Below are 19,432 nucleotides of genomic sequence, written 5' to 3'. Positions count from 1 at the left end.
CATGGGGACCACGCACGGGGTGGCAACGGCACCGCCGGGCGGCGGGTCGGCGCAGGCGTCAGGGGTTCACGTCGCCCGCCCGGGCCAGGCGCGCCTCCAGCTCGTCGAGGTTCGCGCGGATGACCGCGCCGTTCTGCGAGTCCTCCGGCAGGCGGCGCGCAAGCCGCTGCCAGTGCTCGCGAGCGTCGGCGTAGTCGCCCGCGCGGAAGGCCGCGGTACCCGCGAGCCACAAGCCGGTGACGTGATCAGGCTCGATCGCAAGAGCACGCCGGACCAGTTCGCGCGGCCGCCCCTCGAGGTTGCCGTTCTGAATTGTACCGAGGACATCGGCGTAGTCCACCAAGATGTCGGCGTCGTGGTTTCCGCCGTACTCGAGCGACTCGGCGTAGGCTTGCGCGGCCTGCCGCGTCAGCCCCATCGCGTGGTAGACCTTACCCAGCAATGCCCAGGCGATCGGGTCGTCCGGGCTCTGGTCCAGGCGTTCACGCAGTGCCTCGACGATCTCGTCGGGGCCGTTCCCGGCACTGGCGACGGTCTCGGACGGATCGGGCTGCCGCGGCGGATCAAAGGCCAGCGGACCGCCGCCGAATCCCTGGTAGATGCCCACAGCCAGCACCGGGACCAGCATCAGCGCTGCGCCGCCGGCGGCCCAGCGCCAGGAGTGCGACGGCGTGCGGTTCGAACCCTTTGCCGATTCGGACATCTCGAGCAGGCTGCGCTGCAGGTCCACTTTTGCGGCCTGATACTGCGCCTCGGACAATGCACCGGCCTGGTGGTCGGCGTCGAGTTCCGCCATCTGACTGCGATAGATCGACAAGCCGGTACCGGTTGCGCCTCTCCGGGCGCCGGTGGTGTCGACCACCGTCCGGGCACGCCACAACGGCACGAACACGAACAGCAAGGAGATCGCCAAGAGCGCGATCGCAAGAATCCAGAACAGGGTCATTCACTTCTCCGAAATACAGGGTTTGCCGCCGGGGCACCAACCCCGGGCTCCGCGAACCGAACGGAATCCGGCCCGCGGGGGCCGTCATGACTCGGCCTCGAGCTGGCGATAGAGCGGGATCAATTCGCGCCGCACGAGTTCCGCGCGCAGCGGGCCGACATGCTTGAACCGGACCTGCCCATGACGGTCGACCAGGAACGTCACCGGCGTCGCATGCACGCCCCAATCCGCACTGACCCGCCCGTTCGGGTCGAATCCGATCGCGGAGAACGGGTCTCCTCCCCGGCTCAGGTAATTCACCGCCTGCTCGCGGCTGTCGCGGAAGTTCAGGCCGAATACCGGGATACCCATGCGCTCGAGGCTCACCAATGTCTGGTGCTCCTGGCGGCAGGTCACGCACCACGACGCCCAGACGTTCAGCAGCGCCGGCTGTCCGAGCATGTCGGTGCTGGCGAACCGGGCCTCCGGGTTCCGCAATTCCGGCAGATCGAACGCCGGTGCGTCGCGGCCCACCAGTGGCTCCGGAACGTTCATTATATTCCAGACCAGTGCACCGGCCAGCGCCCCGACCAGCCCGATCAGAATCAGAACGGGCAGGAAGGGAAGCAGCGAACGCGAACGCATGCCCGGGCCTCAGGCCGACGCAGCCGACGGCTTGCCCGGGGGCCTGGCGGCGGTGTCGGTGTCGTCGTCGGGCAGATCCTCCTCGCGGCGCACGCGCACGCGGTAGCGGCGGTCGGTGGCGGCCAGGAAGCCGCCCAGGCCCATCAGCACCGCGCCGGTCCAGATCCAGTTCATGTACGGCTTGTAGTAGACGCGCATCACCCAGGCATCCCCGCCCAGCGGCTCTCCCATGTTCACGTACAGGTCCCGGAACAGCCCCCGGTGCAGCGAGGTGTGTGCCATCGGCATGTCCTGGCTGAAGTAGTCGCGCATCTGCGGGCGCAGCGTCGCCAGGCGCCGGCCGTCGTCGCGGTACACCGCGACCGTCGCCTGTTCGGCGCTGTAGTTCGGCCCGTCGATGTGTTCCAGCGCATCGAGCCGGAACGCGTAGCCGCCGACCTCGACCGTCTCGCCCACCGCCATGCGCACGTCGCGCTCGTCGTCGTAGCCGAGCACGAAGGTGACGCCGATCACCAGCAGTGCGACGCCGATGTGCGCGATCTGCATGCCGGCGTAGCTGCGCCCGAGCCGCTTGACCCGGGTGCCGAAGCCCTGCGTGCTGCCCGGGCGCCGGCGCAGGCGCTCGACCAGGTCCTTCAGTGCCGAGCCGATGATCCACAGCCCGAGGAAGGTGCCCATTCCGGCAAGCAGCGACCAGCTGCCGACCGCCAGCGGCCAGAGCATCCCGAACACCAGGCTGAACCCGAGGATCCAGCGCAGCCGCCACAGCTGCTCGGTCGGGCTGTCCTGCTTCCAGCGCAGCCGCGGGCCGAACCCGAGCAGCAGCAACAGCGGCAGCATCAACGGCAGGAACACCGCCTCGAAGTACGGCGGGCCGACCGAGATCTTGCCCAGACCGAACGCGTCGAGGAACAAGGGGTACAGCGTGCCCAGCAGCACCGCCGCTGCGGACACCGCCAGCAGCACGTTGTTGGTCAGCAGCGCCGACTCGCGCGAGACCAGCCCGAAGCTGCCGCCGAGACCGACCTTGCCCGCGCGCCAGGCGAACAGCGTCAGCGAGCCGGCGACGACCACCGCCATGAAGCCGAGCAGGTACAGCCCGCGGTCGGGGTCGACCGCGAACGCGTGCACCGAGGTCAGCACCCCGGAACGCACCAGGAACGCGCCCAGCAGCACCAGCGAGAAGGTCAGGATCGCGAGCATCACGGTCCAGTTCTTGAACCCGCCGCGCTTCTCGGTCACCGCCAGCGAATGCAGCAGCGCGGTACCCATCAGCCAGGGCAGGAACGACGCGTTCTCGACCGGATCCCAGAACCACCAGCCGCCCCAGCCGAGCACGTAGTACGCCCACCAACTCCCGAGCGCGATGCCGAGCGTCAGAAACGCCCAGGCGACCGCGGTCCAGGGCCGCGACCAGCGCGCCCAGGCCGCATCGAGCCGGCCGCCGATCAGCGCGGCGATCGCGAACGCGAACGCGACCGAGAAGCCGACATAGCCCATGTACAGCATCGGCGGGTGGAAGATCAGCCCCGGGTCCTGCAGCATCGGGTTGAGATCGCGCCCTTCCATCGCCGCCGGCAGCAGGCGCTCGAACGGGCTCGAGGTGAACAAGGTGAAGCCGATGAAGCCGATCGCGACCAGGCCCATCACGCCCAGCACCCGCGCCAGCACCTCGCGCGGCAGGCTGCGGCTGAAGGTCGCGACCGCCGCGCTCCACAGGCTCAGGATCAACACCCACAGCAGCAGCGAGCCCTCGTGTCCGCCCCAGACCCCGGAGATCTTGTACTGGGTCGGCAGCAGCGAGTTGGAGTGGGTCGCGACATAGCGCAGCGAGAAGTCGTCGGTGACAAAGGCCCAGGTCAGCGCCGCGTACGCCAGCGCGACGAAGAACAGCTGCCCGAACGCGGCGCTGCGCCCCACCGCCATCAGCGCGACGTCGCCGCGTGCGGCGCCGATCAGCGGCAGCGTGCCCTGGGCGATCGCCAACAGCAGCGCCAGGATCAGCGCAAACAGTCCAAGCTCGGCAATCATGCCTCAGTACCCCCCGGAATAACCGCCGGAATAGCCGCCGGGCGTGCCGCCGGGATGGCCGCCCACCGCAGCGTCGGCCGCACCGACCGTGCGCGCCTGCTCGCGCTGCGCGCGCTCGATCGCCTCCGCCGCCTCCGGCGGCATGTAGGTTTCGTCGTGGCGCGCCATCACCTGGCTGGCCTTGAACACCCCGCCGTCCTGCAGACTGCCCACCGCGACCACGCCCTGGCCCTCGCGGAACAGGTTCGGCAGGATGCCGTGATACACCACCGGCACCGCCACCGCGGTGTCGGTCACCCGGAAATGCACCGTCACCCCGTCCTCGGCCCGCTGCACGCTGCCGTCCTCGACCAGCCCGCCAATCCGGAACGTCCGCTCCATCGGCACGATGTCGGCGACGATGTCCGACGGCGTGTAGAAAAACACCAGATTGTCCCGAAAGGCGTTGAGCACCAGCCCCGCCACCACCGCCAGGCTCGCCAGCCCGCCGGCCACCAGCAACAACCGCTTCTGTCGCGTCTTCATCGCGTACCCTCCTGCTCGTTCAACCGGGCCATGCGCTTGAGCCAGCCCATCAGACTGCGCCGGCGATAGCGCAACTGCACCAACTCCACCAGTAACAGCCCAGCCATCACCAAATACGAGCCCCAGACATAGGGCGCATACCCGCCCATCGCCAGAAACTCCATCATGTCTCACCCTCCAGCCGTTCCCGTACCCAGCGCGCCCGGCGCTCGCGCTCGAGCACCTCGATCCGCGCCCGCGCCAGCACCACCGCAATCGAATACATCCAGCATGCCAGCGTCATGATCAGCAAGGTCACGAACATGATCGTCGCCATCGTCGGCGCCTCGGTCACCGTGATCGACGCCCCCTGGTGCAAGGTGTTCCACCACTGCACCGAAAAATAAATGATCGGCACGTTCACCACACCCACCAGCGCCAACACCGCACTCGCGTTCGCCGCCCGCTGCCGATCGTCGATCGCCGCGTGCAACGCCATGTAGCCCAGATACAGAAACAGCAGAATAAGTTCCGACGTCAGGCGCGCATCCCAAACCCAGTACACCCCCCAGGTCGGCCGCCCCCACAACGCCCCGGTCCACAACGCCAGGAACGTGAACAGTGCCCCCGTCGGCGCAATCGCCTTCGCCATCACCTCCGCCATCTTGATCCGCCACACCAGCCCGATCCCGGCATACACGGCCATCAATACGTACAGAAACATCGACATCCACGCCGCCGGCACGTGAATGTAAATGATCCGGTAACTGTCCCCCTGCTGGTAATCCGGCGGCGCCACCACCAGCCCCAGGTACAGCCCGATCACGAACAGAATCACCGTCAGCCCGGCAAACCACGGAATCATCCGCCCCGCCAGATCGTAAAAATTCGCCGGCGCCGTGAACCGGAACCACTGGATACCCCGGTCCACCACCACCGTGCCACGCTGCGACATCGTGCGTTCCTCCGAATTTGAGCGTGTCTCGCGCGCCACCGCCCCGGGCGCCGATCCGGCGCGCCCGGGCGCGGCACGCTGAGTCAGGGTCGGACGGTGTCGATCACCAGACGCACGTCTTCGGCACCGACCTCGACCGATTCCAGCACACCTTCCAAGTCGCCGGGACGGGCCTGGGCGTCACCGTGGCGGGAGACGCGCGCCACCAGCGTAATACTCTCGTGATTGGAGAGAACGTGGTCGGGAGTCATCGCGAGGCTGTCATCCAGGGTGAAGGTCACCGGCAACTGATCCAGGCTCGTGCGCAATGCCGCCAGCGGCGCGGTGCTTCCAGTGATGGTGCGCGCGAACAGGTAGACCGTGTCGCCCGGATCAGCGCTTCCGGCCAGATCGGGTGCGAGCTCGACGCGGCCCGTGATGCTTGCGGTCGATCCCACCGCCTCTTCGCCGAAAGCCTCCGCCCGCGACAGCCCGCGTGCCTGACGGACCATGGCGGTGAGCTCGCCATGCGCTGGCGATCCCTCGGGCATCTGGCGCAACAGCTGGTTCCAGTAATAGGCGGCGGTGCCATACTCCTGATTCTGATAGGCATGGAGGCCCGCCATCTCGAGACCCTTCGGATCCTCAGGGTCGAGCGCCAGCGCATCGCGTACCAGTTCCATTGGCCTGCCCCGAAGGTCCCGGTCCGCGTTCACCGCCAGCGCCTCCGCGTAGCCGGATACGACCACTGCCGTATCCGGAAGGAGTTCGTAGGCACGCTCGTACGCGGCCTCGGCGTCGTCCCACCGATCCCGGGCGATGTAGGCGTTGGCCAGGAAGGTCCAGCTGAGGCCGTCGTCGGGATCCTCACGTACCGCTTCCTCCAGGCTGGCCAGCGCCTCGTCTACCTGTTCCTCCAGGCGCGCCAGTGCCTCGTCGACCTTGCGCTGACGTTCCTGTTCGGCCTGTTCGGCCGCTGCCGCCTTCATGATGAATCCGGGGTCGCCGACGACCAGGTAGCCGCCCAGCGCGAGCGCGGGGACGACCGCCAGCAGCGCAGCCGCGAGACCGCGCCCCCCCTCGGTGGCCGCAGCCGGCGTCGGTGTTCGGGTCAGCGCGTCCTGGGCCAGGCGCGCCTCCAGTTCGGAGCGAGCAGCCTCCAGCTGCGCGTCACTGAGCAGCCCGTTGCGGTGATCGGACTCGAGTTCCCGATACTGGTCGCGGTAGACGGCAATGTTCAGTTCCCGCCGGTTCAGGGTCTTGCCGGTCGCGGGGCGCCGAAACAGCGGCGGAAGGACCCAAAGCAGGACCAGGGCCAGAATCAGCAGGGCAATGCTCCAGAACGCGGCTACGGATACGATCGAATTCAAGGGTCTTACCTCTCTTCTTGCAACGAGGACCGGGAGACCGGCCCGGAAACGGATGGGGCTCGTGGTGGAAGCGGTTCGTCGGAATCGAGCAGGGCTGCAGCCTCCCGAAGTGCCTCGCGGCTCACGTTGGGTGCCGGCGGCAGCGACCGGCGGCGATACAGCGTGCCGGCGGCCAGGCCCGCGCCCACGAGGAGGAACAGCAGCGGGCCGCCCCAAAGGGCGTAGGTCAGCGGTTTCACCGGCGGCCGGTAGAGCACGAAATCTCCGTAGCGCGCCACCAGCGACTCGACGACCTCGCCATCGCTCATCCCGGCGCGCATCATCTCGCGAATCTCTTCGCGCAGATCCAGCGCCAGCGACGCCCGTGACTCGGCCAGCGACTCGTTCTGACAGACCACGCAGCGCAGATCTTCCGCGAGGATGTTCAGCCGCGCCTCGAGCGCCGGGTCATCGGCATTCGGCAGGGCAGGCGGGCTCGCCGGGGCGAGCAATGGCACCAGCGACAGCATCAGCGTGACCGCGAGCAGCAGCGCCATCCTGGTCATACCCTGAGCTCCGCGAGCAGCGGTGCGAATTTCTGCTCCCACACCACCGGGGTGATCGGCCCTACGTGTTTCATGCGGATGATGCCGTCGCGGTCGATCACGAAGGTCTCCGGGGTCACGGTTACGCCGTAACGGATCGCGATGCGTCCGTCGTGGTCGTCCACCGCGGCCACATAGGGGCTGCCGTTGCGCGCGAGCAGCGGGGCCGCCTCGCGGTCGAGATCCTTCCAGGTCAGCCCGTAGATCGGTACTCGCCCGGCGACCATCCGCGGCAGGTGGCGATGCTCCTCGAGGCAGGTGCTGCACCAGGGGGCCCAGATATTCAGCAACCACACCTGGCCGCGCACCTCGGACGGCGAGAAGGTCTCTCCCGGGCGGCCGACCACGGGCAGCGTAAAGTCCGGTGCAGGGCGCCCAACCAGAGGCGACGGCACCTCTTTGGGATTCAGGTACAGCCCGAGGTAGAGGAATACCCCGAGTGCCATCACCAGCAGCAGCGGGATCCAGCGCCTCATGTCGCGGCTTCCTCGCGGGGCACGGCTGCGGCGGGTGCCACCGCTCCCGACGACCGCTCGCGGCGCCGGACTACGACGCGGTAACGCCTGTCGGCGGCCGCCAGCACGCCGCCGATCGCGAGCAGCAGGGCGCCGGCCCAAAGCCAGCCGACGAAAGGCTTGTGGTAGACGCGCACGGTCCAGACGCCGTCGCCCAGCGGTTCGCCCAGCGAGACGTACACGTCGCGGAACGGCCCGTAGTTCACCGCCGCCTGGGTCATGATCATGCCCGACGCATTGTAGTTGCGCTTTTCGGGATAAAGCACGAAATTTCGCCCCCAGGGACTCGTGACCTCCATCGTGCCCCGACCGGCGACGTAATTCGGCCCCGGAAGCTCCTCTACGCCCTGGAACTGGAAGCGGTATCCGGCCAGCTCGACGTGGCTGCCGATCGGCATGCGCACGTCGCGCTCGGTTTCGTAGTTGGAGACGACGGTCACTCCCACCACCAGCAGGGCCAGTCCGGCATGCGCGATCTGCATTCCCCAGAACGCCCTCGGCATTCCCGCCAACTGCTGCAGGCGTCCCTTGCGGGTACTGCGCAGGCGCAACGCAAAACCCTTCGCCACGGTGAACAGAATCCAGAGCGCGAGGAAGATACCCAGCGTCACCTGCAGGTTCATGCCCTTGAGCGTCAGCGGCAGCAATGCCGCCGTCGCCAGTGCCACCCCAAACGCCCATTTCAGACGCCACATCAGATCCGGAAGATCGGCCTGCTTCCAGCGCGCCAGCGGTCCGAGACCGGCCAGGAACAGCGCCGGGGCGACCAACGGCACGAAGACCGCGTTGAAATACGGTGGCCCCACCGAGATCTTGCCCAGCCCAAGCGCATCGAGGAACAGCGGATACAGCGTACCCAGCAGGACCGCGCCGAGGGCGGCCACCAGGAACACGTTGTTGGCCAGCAACAGCGATTCGCGCGAGAACCAGTGGAAGGAACCGCCCGACACGATGCGCGGCGCACGCAGCGCGTACAGCGCCATCGAGCCGCCGATCACCAGGCCCAGAAACGCCAGGATGAACAGGCCCCGGGCCGGGTCGGTTGCGAAGGCATGCACCGACGACAATACACCGGAACGCACCAGGAAGGTGCCGAGCAGGGACAACGAGAACGTCGCGATCGCCAGCAGCACGGACCAGTTGCTGAACACGCCCCGCTTCTCGGTAGCCGCCAGCGCGTGAATCAGCGCGGTGCCGGCCAGCCAGGGCATCAGCGAGGCGTTCTCGGTCGGATCCCAGAACCACCACCCACCCCACCCCAGCTCACGGTAGGCCCACCAGCTCCCGAGCGCCACACCCAGCGTGAGGAACGTCCAGGCGGTCGTGGTCCACGGACGCGACCAGCGCGCCCACGCGGCGTCGAGCTTGCCGGCCAGCAGCGCGGCGATCGCGAACGCGAACGCGACCGAGAACCCCACGTATCCCATGTAGAGCAACGGGGGGTGCGAGATCATCCCGACGTCCTGGAGCAGCGGATTCAGGTCGCGTCCGTCGGCCGGAATCGGGAACAGGCGCTCGAACGGATTGGAAGTGAAGATCAGCAGGGCCAGAAAACCGACACTGATCAGACCCATCACACCCAGTACACGGGCCACCATTTCCTCGGGCAGCTGCTTCGAGAATGCCGCGACGGCCGCCGACCAGCCCGCGAGAATCACCGTCCAAAGCAGCAGCGAACCTTCGTGGGACCCCCAGGTAGCGGTGAACCGGTACACGGCAGGAAGCTGCGAGAACGAATTCTGCGCGACGTTCTTCACCGAGAAATCGTGCGCGAGGAAGGACCACGCAAGCGCCGCGAATGCCGCCAGCAGCAGCACGAACTGTGCCTGCGCCAACGGTCGGCCAATGGCCATCAGGCTGGCGTGGCCGCGATGCGCGCCGACCAGCGGCCCGATTCCCTGAACCAGCGCAAGCACCAGCGCCAGAACGATCAAGAACTGACCCAGTTCCGGGATCATGCCTCACCGCCTTTGGAATCCGGAGCCGCCGAATTGCGCGTTTGGAATGCACCGGCGGGTCGAACCTGTGACGCCGGCCCGTCGGTGCTGGGGAAATCGATACACACCCGATTGCCTCGGGAGTCAGAAACACGTGACATCAACATCTACCGCAGGAAACCGTGAAAAAAGGAGCCGGTGACCAGCACCGGCTCCTCCAGGCTGTCGAACTTCAGCTTATCTCGAAGCCACCTGGGCGTCGATTGCGTCATTCAGCAGGCTAACGGCTTCCTTGCTCTTGCTGATCGAGGTCATCAGCGACTCACGCGCCTGATCGGGGTTGTGGAAACCGACGGAGTTTTCCGCGGTCCACCACTCCCAGTACAGGTGTGCGTCGTAGTGCAGCTCACGCGCCTGGTTCAGAACATCCTCCGACACGCCAGCCCGCTTCGCGACCGGGAACAGGTCGATCATCTTGGCAAGCCAGTACTCGGATTTGACGATCTTGCCGTGAGTGTAGTTCTTGATGTAGTCGATCGCGTACAGGGCCTGATCCTCGGTCCACTCCGCATGGCAGTTCAGACACGCCTGGCCCATCATGTCACGCGGCGTGCGCTGGCTGTGGCTGGTGTAGACCTTGCCGTTTTCCAGCTGAACCTTGGGCATGTGGCAGTCGGCGCAGGCGACGCCGTTGCGCTCGTGGACAGAGCCCCAGAACGTCTCGGCCTCCGGATGCTGCAGCTTCGGCAGCGCCGCTCCGGTGGTGGCATGCCGGAAATCGAAGAAGTCGATCTCCTGCGCGGCTTCCTTGTAGTCGAACACGTTGGCCCAGAAGAAGTGGTTGGCGCGACGATCGTCCATGCCGACCCGCGACCCGTCACTCAACTGGTAACCCGGGTTGCAGTTGTACTCCACGTGGCACTGGGCGCACATCACGTTGGAATCCGCCGTATCGAGCAGGCCGATCGCCCGGAAGTCCTCGCGGCCGCGCTGGAACGTGACCTTGGTCATGCCCTGCTGTTCGCTTTTCACCGGGTCATGCGGGTAGGTCCCGAGCCCGCGGTCGACAACCGCATTGATCAGGCCGTCACGCACGACGCGCGGACCGGCCGAATGCGGGTCATGGCACATGAAGCAGTTCAGCGGATGGTTCAAGTCACGCGCGAACTCGACCACCTCCGAGGTCCGGCTCCACTTGGCCGCTTCGTGCTCGTCACCCATGTAGGCCCAGTCAAGGATATGGTCCTGCGTCTTGCAGTTCAGGCACACCGGGTTTGCGGCGGTGGCCGTCTGCGACAGGAACCGGCGCTGGTCCGAGCTCTCGGGGTCGGCATCGGTCAGCACTGTCCAGGCGCCGCGAACCGCCCCCATGCCGTCGGTGACCTTCTGCCAGTTCTTGAACTGGAAGCGGCCGCCATAAGCGCGGTCGACGACAAAGTGATCGACCAGCATGAACGCGTGACTGCGCGGTTCGGCGTGCTCGAACGCGAAACCGTGACCGGCGATCAGCTTGTCGAACATCGGCGACCGACTCGTCGGCGTCGCCTTCTCCAAGCGCGGGTGCGACTCGTGGCGCACTTCAACGAAGGAATTGAACTGTGCGGTATGGCAGGTAGCGCAGGCCTCCAGATCCATGCGTGTAACGGGCCGTTCGCCCATGCGGCGGCTGCTGGCCGTTTCGACGTGCTCGGTAGCATCGTGACAGTGGACACAGTTCACGGTGGCGTGCTTGCCAACTGTGTGCATGTCCTCGATCTGCGTGTGGCAGTCGAAGCACTGCATCGCATCCACGGGTTTGAGGTTCTCCCCCGGTTCCGCGTGAGCGGCAGAGGCAAGGAACAGACAGGCTGCCCCCGCAATCCATCGGCCCACACGGCCGAGTCTGTTGAGATCATTCATAACAGGTTCTCCTCTCCTCGGCCCCCCGGGCTTGTCCGCAGCCCTTCGAGCCGTTTGTCTGCCTTTACGGTCTATGCGGGACATCCCTTCGAAAGCCCCACCCCTGTAGCACCCCCGGATCCGGGTGCGGACGAAGCCCCGAACCTGGCGCCGCCCTCGGCCCCCTCAGGCAAGCAGGGGCGCGGTTACAAGCCGCGCCCCTGTTTTCCGAGAGGTCGGATGCGATGATCCGGGTGCTGCCTTCCTCTGCTGCTCCCTGGGCACTCATTCCCATGCCCGATCGATCGTGACGGATGACTTCAACTGCGACGTCACCATCAGGTTTTGCTCGCATCCTTACCGGACACTATATAGCACATCCCCTTGCCCACCGACCTCGCCATACGCAAGAAATCACACCACCTCCCCACGATGGTTTCAACATTACCAATGGCAGCCACCCGCGGCATGGGTAGCATGGCTACCTCCGTATGGGTACAAATCACTACCCTCATAGGATCTCTACCTCGCGACACACCACAAAAACCTATATATATAATTGATTTTCCAGTATTTGTCTTGGGTTGCGGCGATCCGCGCAGCCGCTCGAGCAATTTCTCGGGAATGATGTAATGTATAAGGAGCGTGCGCCAGACCAAAATCAGAGAGTCTCAAAATACAACGTATTGCTAATACGCAAAGCACGAATCGACTCATGGGTCCGCATCGCTTCTCCGGCCAGAGCCCGTTGCCGGGCGCGACGCCGGAAAACAATATCCATGGCATCCAGAGGGCGCACGAAGACGCCCAGCACGATTCTTTGATCAGCCCAAGGGGCGAAGGAGAAATGATGAGACGAAACAGACTGAAGGCGATCGTAGTCGCCGGCCTGCTGACGGCCGGTTCGGCAGCGGTTGCAGACAACACGCCGCTGTCGGGCGAGATGCTCGCGTTCCAGTGCGCCGGCTGTCACGGTTACAACGGCCACAGCGTTGGGCCGGCGACGCCGTCGCTTGCCGGGTTCCCGCAAGAATACTTCGTGGACTCGATGATGGGGTACAAGGACGGCAGCCGGTACGCAACCATCATGGACCGCGTAGCGATCGGCTATACCGAGGAACAGTTCGAGGCGATGGCCGAGTTCTTCGCCGCCCAGCCCTACCTGCCGGCGCAGCAGGACTTCGATCCCGAACTCGCCGAGCGCGGTGCCGCAATTCACGACGAGCACTGCAATACCTGCCATTCCGAGGGCGGCCGGTATCCGGAGCCGGACACGGCACCGATCGCGGGACAGTGGATGCCGTACCTGCGCGACTCCTTCGAGGACTTCCGCGAGCACGGACGCTGGCAGCCAAGGGGCATGGAGCGGCGGCTGCTTTCGGTCGACGATCTGGAAGCGCTGGTTCACTACTACGGCAGCCAGCAGGATCCCGCGGCCTACGTGTTTGACTGATCAGGAGACGGACAGATGGCGAATTTCACTCGAAGGAGATTCATTCAGGCTGCGGGCCTGGGCGGCCTCGCGGCAACGCTGCCGTTCGGCACGGCCTGGGGCAGTCAGGCCAAGGCCCGCGTCATAATCGTCGGCGGCGGCACCGGCGGGGCGATCGCGGCCCGCTACGTGAAGGCGCTGGACCCGGCGATCGACGTGACCATCGTCGAGGCCAATCCGGAATACATCACCTGCTACATGAGCAACTGGGTGCTGGCCGAGATGCGCGACCTCGACAGCCTCACGCATGGCTACGACAACGTGAAGGCGCGCGGCATCAATGTCGTGATCGACACCGCCACCCGAATCGATACCGAAGGGCAGAAGGTCCTGACCGCCGGTGGGCAGAGCCTGCCCTACGATCGCCTGATCGTAGCACCCGGCATCGATTTCCAATGGGATGCGATCGAGGGCTACGACGAGGCGGCTTCACAGGTGCTGCCCCATGCATGGAAGGCAGGGCCGCAGACGCAGCTGTTGCGCGACCAGGTCGCGGCGATGCCCGAGAACGGCGTGGTCGCAATCGTCGCTCCGCCGAACCCGTTCCGCTGCCCGCCCGGACCCTACGAGCGCGCAGCGCTGATCGCGAACTACTGCACGCGGCACAAGCCGAATGCGAAAATCGTGATCTACGATGCCAAGGACGCTTTCTCCAAGCAGGGCCTGTTCCAGGCCGGTTGGGAACGCCATTACCCGGGCATGATCGAGTGGGTCGGTGGCTTCGAAACCGCTGGTGGCGTCCGGCGGGTGGACCCTGCCGCGAAGACGCTGCACACCGAGTTCGACGACCTCGAGGCGGATGTGATCAACGTGATCCCGCCGCAGACCGCTGGACGCATCGCGGTCGACTCGGGCCTGACCGACGACTCCGGCTGGTGTCCTGTCGATTACCGTGACCTGCAGTCGACGATCGCGCAGAACGTGCACGTGATCGGCGACGCGATGGTCAGCAGCGCACTGCCGAAATCCGGGTACATCGCGGCCTCGACCGCGAAAGTGGCGGCACTCGCCGTAGTCGACCACATCAACGGCCGCGAGCCCGGCGCTCCGGCGTACTTCAACACCTGCTACAGCCTACTGACGCCCGAGCACAGCATCTCGGTCTCCGGCGTCTACGAGGCGGGCGAGACCGATGACGGCGAGCAGGCGATCGTCCCGGTGGGAGACTCGGTCGCGGTGTCGCCAGCCGGCGCCGACGACCGCTTCCAGGGCCGCGAGGCGCGTTATGCAGCCAGCTGGTACGACAACCTGACCGACCAGGGCTTCGGCTGACGCCAGCCCTCGCGCACTGCGGCCGCCTCTCGGGCGGCCGCGGGTTTCTCGTTCGCGCGGCAACCGGCTTCGGCCGCGCGCAAGGACCGCCCGGGGCGTCGCGCGGGCGTCCCAGACCAACGCGGGCTTCAGGCCTCCATCCGGGCGTTTTCCAGGGCCTCCAGCACTTCGAGCCACGCGGCCTCCGCGGCCTTGAGTTCCGCACGTAGCTGACCCTGGCGCTGCAGCAGCGATTCCAGCTGTCCGCCGTCACCCTGGTCATAGAGGCCCGGGTCCGCCAGCGCCTCCTCGAGCGCATCGAGTTCCCCCTGCAACCGGGTGCAGCGTGCCTCCTCGCGTTCCGCCGCGTTGCGCAGCGGCTTCAGTGCTTCGCGCTGCCGCGCCGCCTGTTGCCGCCGCTCGCGACCACCCTCGCGTTCCCCTGCATCCCCGGTGCGTGCACCGTCGCTCGCCGCAATCTCGCTGGCAGGCGCCCCCCGGGTCAGTTCACGGGCGTAGTCGTCGAGATCGCCGTCGTAGTCCTCCACCCGGCCATCCCTTACGCGCCAGAACCGGTCGCAGGCCCGCGCCAGCAGATCCCGGTCGTGCGAGACCACGACCAGCGCCCCCGCATACTCCTCCAGGGCCTCCGCCAAGGCCTCGCGCATGTCGAGGTCCAGGTGGTTCGTGGGCTCGTCCAGCAGCAGCACCGACGGGCCCTGGCAGACCAGCATCGCCAATACCAGCCGCACGCGCTCGCCGCCGGACAGGCCGGCCACCGGCAGGTCGACACGGGTTCCCGAAAAGCCGAACCCGCCGAGGAGATTGCGCAGTTCCTGCTCGGTACTGTCGCCGCCGAGCCGCTGCAAGTGCAGCAGCGGGCTCGCCGCATCGTCGAGCTGTTCACGCTGGTGCTGGGCGAAATAGCCGACCCTCAGCCCTGGCTCGACCGCACGGCCACCCTCGGTCAGCGGGAGCAGCCCCGCGAGCACGGCCAGCAGGGTCGACTTACCGGCGCCGTTCGCGCCGAGGACGCCGATACGGTCGTCCGGGCGCAGGCGCAGCGTCGTCGGGTGCAGCCGCACCCGGCCTTCCACCGTAACGCCGGCGTGATCGAGGCGCAGCAGCGGGTCCGGCAGCCGGTCCGGTACCGGAATGCGCAGGTGCATCGGCCGCGCCGCCCGGATCAGCGCGACCTCGTCCAGCTTCTCCAGGCGTTTCAGCCGGCTCTGCGCCTGCCGGGCCTTGGTCGCCTTGGCCCGGAACCTCGCGATGAAGCGTTCGAGATGCGCGCGCTCCTCGGCCACGCGCCGGGCGGCGGCCTCGGTCTGGGCCACGGCCTCGGCCCGCCTGCGTTCGGCCGCACTGTAGTTACCGGTGTACAGCTGGATCTGCCGGTGCTCGATATGAGCGATGTGGCTGACCACCGAGTCGAGGAAACGCCGGTCGTGCGCGATTACGATCAGGGTGCCGGAATAACGCATAAGCCACCCCTCCAGCCACAGGATCGCCTCGAAGTCGAGATGGTTCGTGGGCTCGTCGAGCAGCAGCAGGTCCGAACGCGTCATCAGCGTTCGGGCCAGCCCCAGGCGCATACGCCAGCCGCCGGAGAACTCCGCTACCGTGCGATCGGGATCGCCCGGCGCGAAGCCGAGACCCGCCAGCAGCTGCCGGGCCCGGGCCTCGGCGCTCCAGCCGTCGATCGCGTCGATCTCGGCATACAACCGCCCGCGCTCGGTGCCGTCCTGGCAGTGCTCCAGGCGCTCCTGCAGCGCCCGCAGAGCAGCATCTCCGTCAAGCACGTAATCGACCGCGCGACGCGGACTCGCTTCCACTTCCTGCGGTAGGTGCGCACACACCCAGCCCCGCGGCATCTCGATGCGACCCGCGTCCGGCGCAAGCTCGCCGCGCAGCGCGGCGAGCAGACTGCTCTTGCCGCAGCCGTTGGCCCCGGTCAGGCCCACCCGCCATCCCGGATGAATTCCGAAACTCGCGCCGCCGATCAGCACCTGGCCGCCGCGGCGTAACTCCATGTCGTCGAACCGAATCATGCGCGTCAGTGTAGTGCCTGCACCGCGCCCCGGCGAATCGGGGCACAACCGTCGCGTCCGAACGCCCGCCGTTGCCAGCAATATCTGATTAGTCTTTGCTAATATACCGGGTAGTCAGGCGATGGCACGACCGCAACCCCGGTCGGCGCCGGGAACAGCGAGGACACAACCATGAAACGACCCACGATCGGCCGCCTGCTCGCGGCATTGCTGGTACTTCTGCTCTGGAGCCCGATGGCTTCGGCCGGGGTATTGGTGCTGGTACACGGCTACCTCGGCGACGGCGAGAGCTTCCAGCGCGCCGGCGTGATCGACGTGCTGCAGACCTCCGGTTGGCCTTACCGAGGCGACTGGCGCCCGACTGCCGATGGCAAGCCGCAGCTCGCCGGGACCACCGGGCCGCAGGAACCGGCCGTGTACCAGGAACCGGCCGTGTACACGGTGACCCTGCCGGCCAGCGCACCGCTCGCCGTGCAGGCGGACTGGCTCAACGCGATGCGTCGGGCGATCGAGCGGCACCACCCCGGCGAGCAACTGACGCTCGTCGGACATTCTGCGGGCGGCGTAGTCGCCCGGCTCGCGCTGGTGCGCTGGGGTGCCGGTTCGGTCGAACACCTGATCACCATCGCCAGCCCGCATCTCGGCACCTCCCGCGCGATCCAGGCGCTCGAGGCCACCGACAACCGGGGCCTGTTCGGACCGTTCCGGCAGATCGTCACGCGCCAGGTCGTCGGCGGCAACTACAATGCGATCCGGAATTCACGGGCCGCGCTGGTCGACCTGACCCCGCCCGCGCCGGGCAACCTGCTGGGGTGGCTGAACACGCAGGAACACCCCGACATCACCTATGACGCGGTAGTCCGCAACACCGATTTCCGGATGGGCGGGGATATCCTGGTTCCGGCCTTCAGCCAGGATCTGAACCAGGTTCCGGCACTGCGCGGCCGTGCCACCGTGATCCCCAGTCCCCTCGAACACGGCCTGGAGGCCCGGGATGCACGCCTGATCCTGGAGCGGATCGCCGCGCGCCAGGCCGCAGCGGACTGACGATCACGGCGATCCCCGAGGGGTGCGGCTTCCGCCGCCCGCGCCGACCGTCGCGCCGCGATCTTGGTCGGAACGCTCGCCCGGCCGGATGAAGCGTACGCAGCTCAGGCCGGTGTCGAGCACCGCCCGGCGCAGCGCCTCGATCGCCTGGGGCCGGGGGAAGCTCGTTCGCCAGGCAAGCGCGACCCGCCGGCTGGGTATCGGTTCGGCAAAACGCCGAACTGCGAGCAACCGCTGGGCATAACGATCGGCCCCGGCGGCGGTGCAGGGCAGGATCGTCACCCCCATTCCCGAGGCAACCATGTGCCGAATGGTTTCCAGCGAAGAACCTTCTAGATTGCTGGACGGGCTGCCCGCCGCGCGGGCCTGATGCAGGCATCCGGGGCATACCTCGAGCACCTGGTCGCGGAAGCAATGTCCGGCTCCGAGCAGCAGCAGGGTCGCCTCGGCGAGCCGGTCCATCGTCAGGGGTTCGCGACTGTTCAGCGGATGCGAGGCCGGCAGGACCGCGACGAACGGCTCGTCGTACAGCGGCAGGGTCACCACGCCTGGCTCGTCGAATGGCAGGGACACCACAATCGCGTCGAGTTCCCCTTCCTTGAGCCGATCACGCAGCACCGCGGTAAAGTTTTCCTCGATCACCAGCGGCATCCCGGGGGCCCGTTCATGCAGCACCGGGATCAGTTCGGGCAGCAGGTACGGGGCGACCGTGTAGATGGCTCCGAGCCGCAGCGGACCCGACAGTTGATCCTGTTGCCGCGCCGCCATCTCCTTCAACGCACCCGCCTCGTCCAGCACCCGTCGCGCCTGACGGATCAGCGCTTCACCTGCCGGTGTGACCGTGACTTCGCCGTGCCCGCGCTCGAACAGGGTGATCCCGAGTTCCTCCTCCAGCTTGCGCACGGCGACCGACAGCGACGGCTGGCTGATGTGGCAGGCTTCGGCTGCGCGGCCGAAATGCCGTTCCCGGGCCACCGCCACCGCATAGCGCAGTTCGTTCAGGGTCATGGGCGTTCGCGGCCGGATTCCGAACCGGTCGAGTCCGGGTCGAGCAGGCGCCCTCCTTCCGGGAGGTCCATGCTGACGACCCGGACACGGCGCCCCCGCAGCGACAGTTCGCCCACGTAGCGCGCGTTGCCGTCGGTGGCGAACTCGAACCGGTAGCGCCGCACCAGACCGAGGCGACCGTCGCTCCATTCCGGGCGCACCCCTGCCGCCACCACACTCCCGTCCAGGAACTGAACCCCGGCACGGGCGCACACATCGCGCGCCACCTTGCGCGCCCGTTCGATACTGCGCCAGGCATCGTTGAAGTAGACGGCGGCCAGCACGAGCGCAAGAATCACGAAGAGTCCAGTCATGAACGGGTATGATACGCGCAAGGCTCCACGGCTCTCACCCCCGGCGTGCCCCGCAGCCGGCTCCGCCGTCCGCCCCGCCCATTTTTTGTGGTCCCGAGATGATCCCGACACCCGATACGATCGATTCCCTGCTGATAGCCCTGCGCGACGTCGCGAGGCAAGAACTGCTGTCCCGCTTCGAGGGCCGACTGGCGGTAACCCGCAAGGCCGATGGCAGCCTGGTCACCAGTGCCGACCACGCGGTCGACGAACGCATGCGGGCAGTACTTGCAGCCCGGTTTCCCGGTATTCCGGTGCTGAGCGAGGAACAGACCCGCGAGCACCAGCAGGAAGTGTTGAACGGCGACGGCCCGTTCTGGCTGCTCGATCCGCTCGACGGCACCACCAACTTCACCGGCGGTCTGCCGTTCTTCGCGGTTTCGCTCGCGCTGGTCGACGACACCGGCGTCCTCTTCGGTGCGACCTGCGATCCTGTCCGGGACGAGCTCTTCAGCGCCACGCGCTCGACCGGGCTGCGTCTGAACGGAGAGCCGATTCCCCGGCGATTGCGCGAGAACACCGAGCTTCGCGAATGCACCGCGTTGATCGATTACAAGCGACTGCACCCGAAGCTGGCCGGCGCGCTGGTCGAGAATCCGCCCTATCGATCGCAGCGTAACCTGGGCGCCTGCGCACTGGAATGGGCCTGGCTGGCCGCCGGCCGGGCCGACCTGTACCTGCACGGCGGGCAGGCTCTGTGGGACAGCGCTGCGGGCGGCCTGATGCTGGCCGAGGCCGGCGGCAAGGCCAGTGATCTCGAGCGCGGACCGGTGTTCCGGCGCACGCTGGAAAAACCCTCGGCGGTTGCCGCCCGCACGCCGGCTTTGTACGAAAACTGGTTGCGCTGGCTCGACCAGCGGCGCTGACC

At 67.0% G+C, this 19,432-nt stretch carries 18 protein-coding genes; 4 read left to right on the top strand and 14 right to left on the bottom strand.

What is annotated here, in order from left to right; genetic code table 11:
- Positions 1-58 precede the first annotated feature (58 nt).
- From ccmI (TVNIR_RS01270) to TVNIR_RS01220, 11 genes are all read right to left on the bottom strand, one after another.
- Positions 59-946, bottom strand: coding sequence for a c-type cytochrome biogenesis protein CcmI (gene ccmI, locus TVNIR_RS01270; RefSeq protein ID WP_015257136.1), 888 nt, complete (start codon positions 944-946; stop codon positions 59-61).
- 84 nt (positions 947-1,030) lie between these two features.
- Positions 1,031-1,570, bottom strand: a complete 540-nt coding sequence (locus TVNIR_RS01265) for a DsbE family thiol:disulfide interchange protein (RefSeq protein WP_015257135.1) — start codon at positions 1,568-1,570, stop codon at positions 1,031-1,033.
- Between the two features lie 9 nt (positions 1,571-1,579).
- The gene (locus tag TVNIR_RS01260) at positions 1,580-3,601 is read right to left on the bottom strand and encodes a heme lyase CcmF/NrfE family subunit (RefSeq protein WP_015257134.1); all 2,022 of its coding nucleotides are present in this window, start codon (positions 3,599-3,601) and stop codon (positions 1,580-1,582) included.
- A 3-nt stretch (positions 3,602-3,604) separates the two neighbouring features.
- Positions 3,605-4,126, bottom strand: coding sequence for a cytochrome c maturation protein CcmE (ccmE, locus tag TVNIR_RS01255; protein WP_015257133.1), 522 nt, complete (start codon positions 4,124-4,126; stop codon positions 3,605-3,607).
- Positions 4,123-4,293, bottom strand: a complete 171-nt coding sequence (gene ccmD, locus TVNIR_RS01250; protein WP_015257132.1) for a heme exporter protein CcmD — start codon at positions 4,291-4,293, stop codon at positions 4,123-4,125. Before ccmD ends, ccmE begins: the two co-directional genes overlap by 4 nt.
- The gene (locus TVNIR_RS01245) at positions 4,290-5,060 is read right to left on the bottom strand and encodes a heme ABC transporter permease (RefSeq protein WP_015257131.1); all 771 of its coding nucleotides are present in this window, start codon (positions 5,058-5,060) and stop codon (positions 4,290-4,292) included. Before TVNIR_RS01245 ends, ccmD begins: the two co-directional genes overlap by 4 nt.
- A gap of 83 nt (positions 5,061-5,143) precedes the next feature.
- Positions 5,144-6,409, bottom strand: a complete 1,266-nt coding sequence (gene ccmI / locus TVNIR_RS01240) for a c-type cytochrome biogenesis protein CcmI (protein ID WP_015257130.1) — start codon at positions 6,407-6,409, stop codon at positions 5,144-5,146.
- Positions 6,410-6,414: 5 nt separating this feature from the next.
- Complete coding sequence (locus TVNIR_RS01235) at positions 6,415-6,954, bottom strand: cytochrome c-type biogenesis protein (protein WP_015257129.1); 540 nt, start codon at positions 6,952-6,954, stop codon at positions 6,415-6,417.
- A complete protein-coding gene (locus tag TVNIR_RS01230) occupies positions 6,951-7,469 on the bottom strand; it encodes a DsbE family thiol:disulfide interchange protein (protein ID WP_015257128.1) in 519 nt (172 codons plus the stop codon). The genes TVNIR_RS01235 and TVNIR_RS01230 overlap by 4 nt, the downstream gene beginning before the upstream one ends.
- Positions 7,466-9,466 (bottom strand): heme lyase CcmF/NrfE family subunit, encoded by a 2,001-nt coding sequence (locus TVNIR_RS01225; protein ID WP_015257127.1) that lies wholly within the window; start codon positions 9,464-9,466, stop codon positions 7,466-7,468. The genes TVNIR_RS01230 and TVNIR_RS01225 overlap by 4 nt, the downstream gene beginning before the upstream one ends.
- A 216-nt stretch (positions 9,467-9,682) precedes the next feature.
- Positions 9,683-11,344, bottom strand: a complete 1,662-nt coding sequence (locus tag TVNIR_RS01220) for an ammonia-forming cytochrome c nitrite reductase subunit c552 (RefSeq protein WP_015257125.1) — start codon at positions 11,342-11,344, stop codon at positions 9,683-9,685.
- Positions 11,345-12,173: 829 nt separating this feature from the next.
- Here TVNIR_RS01220 and TVNIR_RS01215 point away from each other — a divergent pair.
- The gene (locus TVNIR_RS01215; RefSeq protein ID WP_043739969.1) at positions 12,174-12,776 is read left to right on the top strand and encodes a c-type cytochrome; all 603 of its coding nucleotides are present in this window, start codon (positions 12,174-12,176) and stop codon (positions 12,774-12,776) included.
- A gap of 15 nt (positions 12,777-12,791) precedes the next feature.
- Positions 12,792-14,087 (top strand): NAD(P)/FAD-dependent oxidoreductase, encoded by a 1,296-nt coding sequence (locus TVNIR_RS01210; protein WP_015257122.1) that lies wholly within the window; start codon positions 12,792-12,794, stop codon positions 14,085-14,087.
- Positions 14,088-14,215: 128 nt separating this feature from the next.
- On the opposite strand, the gene TVNIR_RS01205 is transcribed toward TVNIR_RS01210, so the two are convergent.
- Positions 14,216-16,117, bottom strand: coding sequence for an ABC-F family ATP-binding cassette domain-containing protein (locus TVNIR_RS01205; protein ID WP_015257121.1), 1,902 nt, complete (start codon positions 16,115-16,117; stop codon positions 14,216-14,218).
- Positions 16,118-16,288: 171 nt separating this feature from the next.
- Here TVNIR_RS01205 and TVNIR_RS01200 point away from each other — a divergent pair, with 171 nt between their 5' ends.
- Positions 16,289-17,164 carry an alpha/beta fold hydrolase gene (locus TVNIR_RS01200; protein WP_015257120.1) on the top strand — a complete coding sequence of 292 codons (876 nt, stop codon included), beginning with the start codon at positions 16,289-16,291 and terminating at the stop codon, positions 17,162-17,164.
- Positions 17,165-17,167: 3 nt separating this feature from the next.
- On the opposite strand, the gene TVNIR_RS01195 is transcribed toward TVNIR_RS01200, so the two are convergent.
- Both TVNIR_RS01195 and TVNIR_RS01190 read right to left on the bottom strand, forming a co-directional pair.
- Entirely contained in the window at positions 17,168-18,172 is a 1,005-nt protein-coding gene (locus tag TVNIR_RS01195) for a hydrogen peroxide-inducible genes activator (protein WP_015257119.1), read from the bottom strand.
- Complete coding sequence (locus tag TVNIR_RS01190; protein WP_015257118.1) at positions 18,169-18,525, bottom strand: DUF3301 domain-containing protein; 357 nt, start codon at positions 18,523-18,525, stop codon at positions 18,169-18,171. The genes TVNIR_RS01195 and TVNIR_RS01190 overlap by 4 nt, the downstream gene beginning before the upstream one ends.
- Positions 18,526-18,623: 98 nt before the next feature.
- Here TVNIR_RS01190 and TVNIR_RS01185 point away from each other — a divergent pair, with 98 nt between their 5' ends.
- Complete coding sequence (locus tag TVNIR_RS01185; protein WP_015257117.1) at positions 18,624-19,430, top strand: inositol monophosphatase family protein; 807 nt, start codon at positions 18,624-18,626, stop codon at positions 19,428-19,430.
- Positions 19,431-19,432 lie beyond the last annotated feature (2 nt).

The sequence above is a fragment of the Thioalkalivibrio nitratireducens DSM 14787 genome (assembly GCF_000321415.2).
Taxonomy (GTDB): Bacteria; Pseudomonadota; Gammaproteobacteria; order Ectothiorhodospirales; family Ectothiorhodospiraceae; genus Thioalkalivibrio; species Thioalkalivibrio nitratireducens.
The sequence above is the reverse complement of the archived record's forward strand: the minus strand, read 5'-3'. Positions and strand labels throughout refer to the sequence as shown.

Bases quoted from the DNA above. Each gene is read 5' to 3' on its own strand.
- ccmI (WP_015257136.1), bottom strand. From the start codon at position 946: ATGACCCTGTTCTGGATTCTTGCGATCGCGCTCTTGGCGATCTCCTTG.
- TVNIR_RS01265 (WP_015257135.1), bottom strand. From the start codon at position 1,570: ATGCGTTCGCGTTCGCTGCTTCCCTTCCTGCCCGTTCTGATTCTGATC.
- TVNIR_RS01260 (WP_015257134.1), bottom strand. From the start codon at position 3,601: ATGATTGCCGAGCTTGGACTGTTTGCGCTGATCCTGGCGCTGCTGTTG.
- ccmE (WP_015257133.1), bottom strand. From the start codon at position 4,126: ATGAAGACGCGACAGAAGCGGTTGTTGCTGGTGGCCGGCGGGCTGGCG.
- ccmD (WP_015257132.1), bottom strand. From the start codon at position 4,293: ATGATGGAGTTTCTGGCGATGGGCGGGTATGCGCCCTATGTCTGGGGC.
- TVNIR_RS01245 (WP_015257131.1), bottom strand. From the start codon at position 5,060: ATGTCGCAGCGTGGCACGGTGGTGGTGGACCGGGGTATCCAGTGGTTC.
- TVNIR_RS01235 (WP_015257129.1), bottom strand. From the start codon at position 6,954: ATGACCAGGATGGCGCTGCTGCTCGCGGTCACGCTGATGCTGTCGCTG.
- TVNIR_RS01230 (WP_015257128.1), bottom strand. From the start codon at position 7,469: ATGAGGCGCTGGATCCCGCTGCTGCTGGTGATGGCACTCGGGGTATTC.
- TVNIR_RS01225 (WP_015257127.1), bottom strand. From the start codon at position 9,466: ATGATCCCGGAACTGGGTCAGTTCTTGATCGTTCTGGCGCTGGTGCTT.
- TVNIR_RS01220 (WP_015257125.1), bottom strand. From the start codon at position 11,344: ATGAATGATCTCAACAGACTCGGCCGTGTGGGCCGATGGATTGCGGGG.
- TVNIR_RS01215 (WP_043739969.1), top strand. From the start codon at position 12,174: ATGAGACGAAACAGACTGAAGGCGATCGTAGTCGCCGGCCTGCTGACG.
- TVNIR_RS01210 (WP_015257122.1), top strand. From the start codon at position 12,792: ATGGCGAATTTCACTCGAAGGAGATTCATTCAGGCTGCGGGCCTGGGC.
- TVNIR_RS01205 (WP_015257121.1), bottom strand. From the start codon at position 16,117: ATGATTCGGTTCGACGACATGGAGTTACGCCGCGGCGGCCAGGTGCTG.
- TVNIR_RS01200 (WP_015257120.1), top strand. From the start codon at position 16,289: ATGAAACGACCCACGATCGGCCGCCTGCTCGCGGCATTGCTGGTACTT.
- TVNIR_RS01195 (WP_015257119.1), bottom strand. From the start codon at position 18,172: ATGACCCTGAACGAACTGCGCTATGCGGTGGCGGTGGCCCGGGAACGG.
- TVNIR_RS01190 (WP_015257118.1), bottom strand. From the start codon at position 18,525: ATGACTGGACTCTTCGTGATTCTTGCGCTCGTGCTGGCCGCCGTCTAC.
- TVNIR_RS01185 (WP_015257117.1), top strand. From the start codon at position 18,624: ATGATCCCGACACCCGATACGATCGATTCCCTGCTGATAGCCCTGCGC.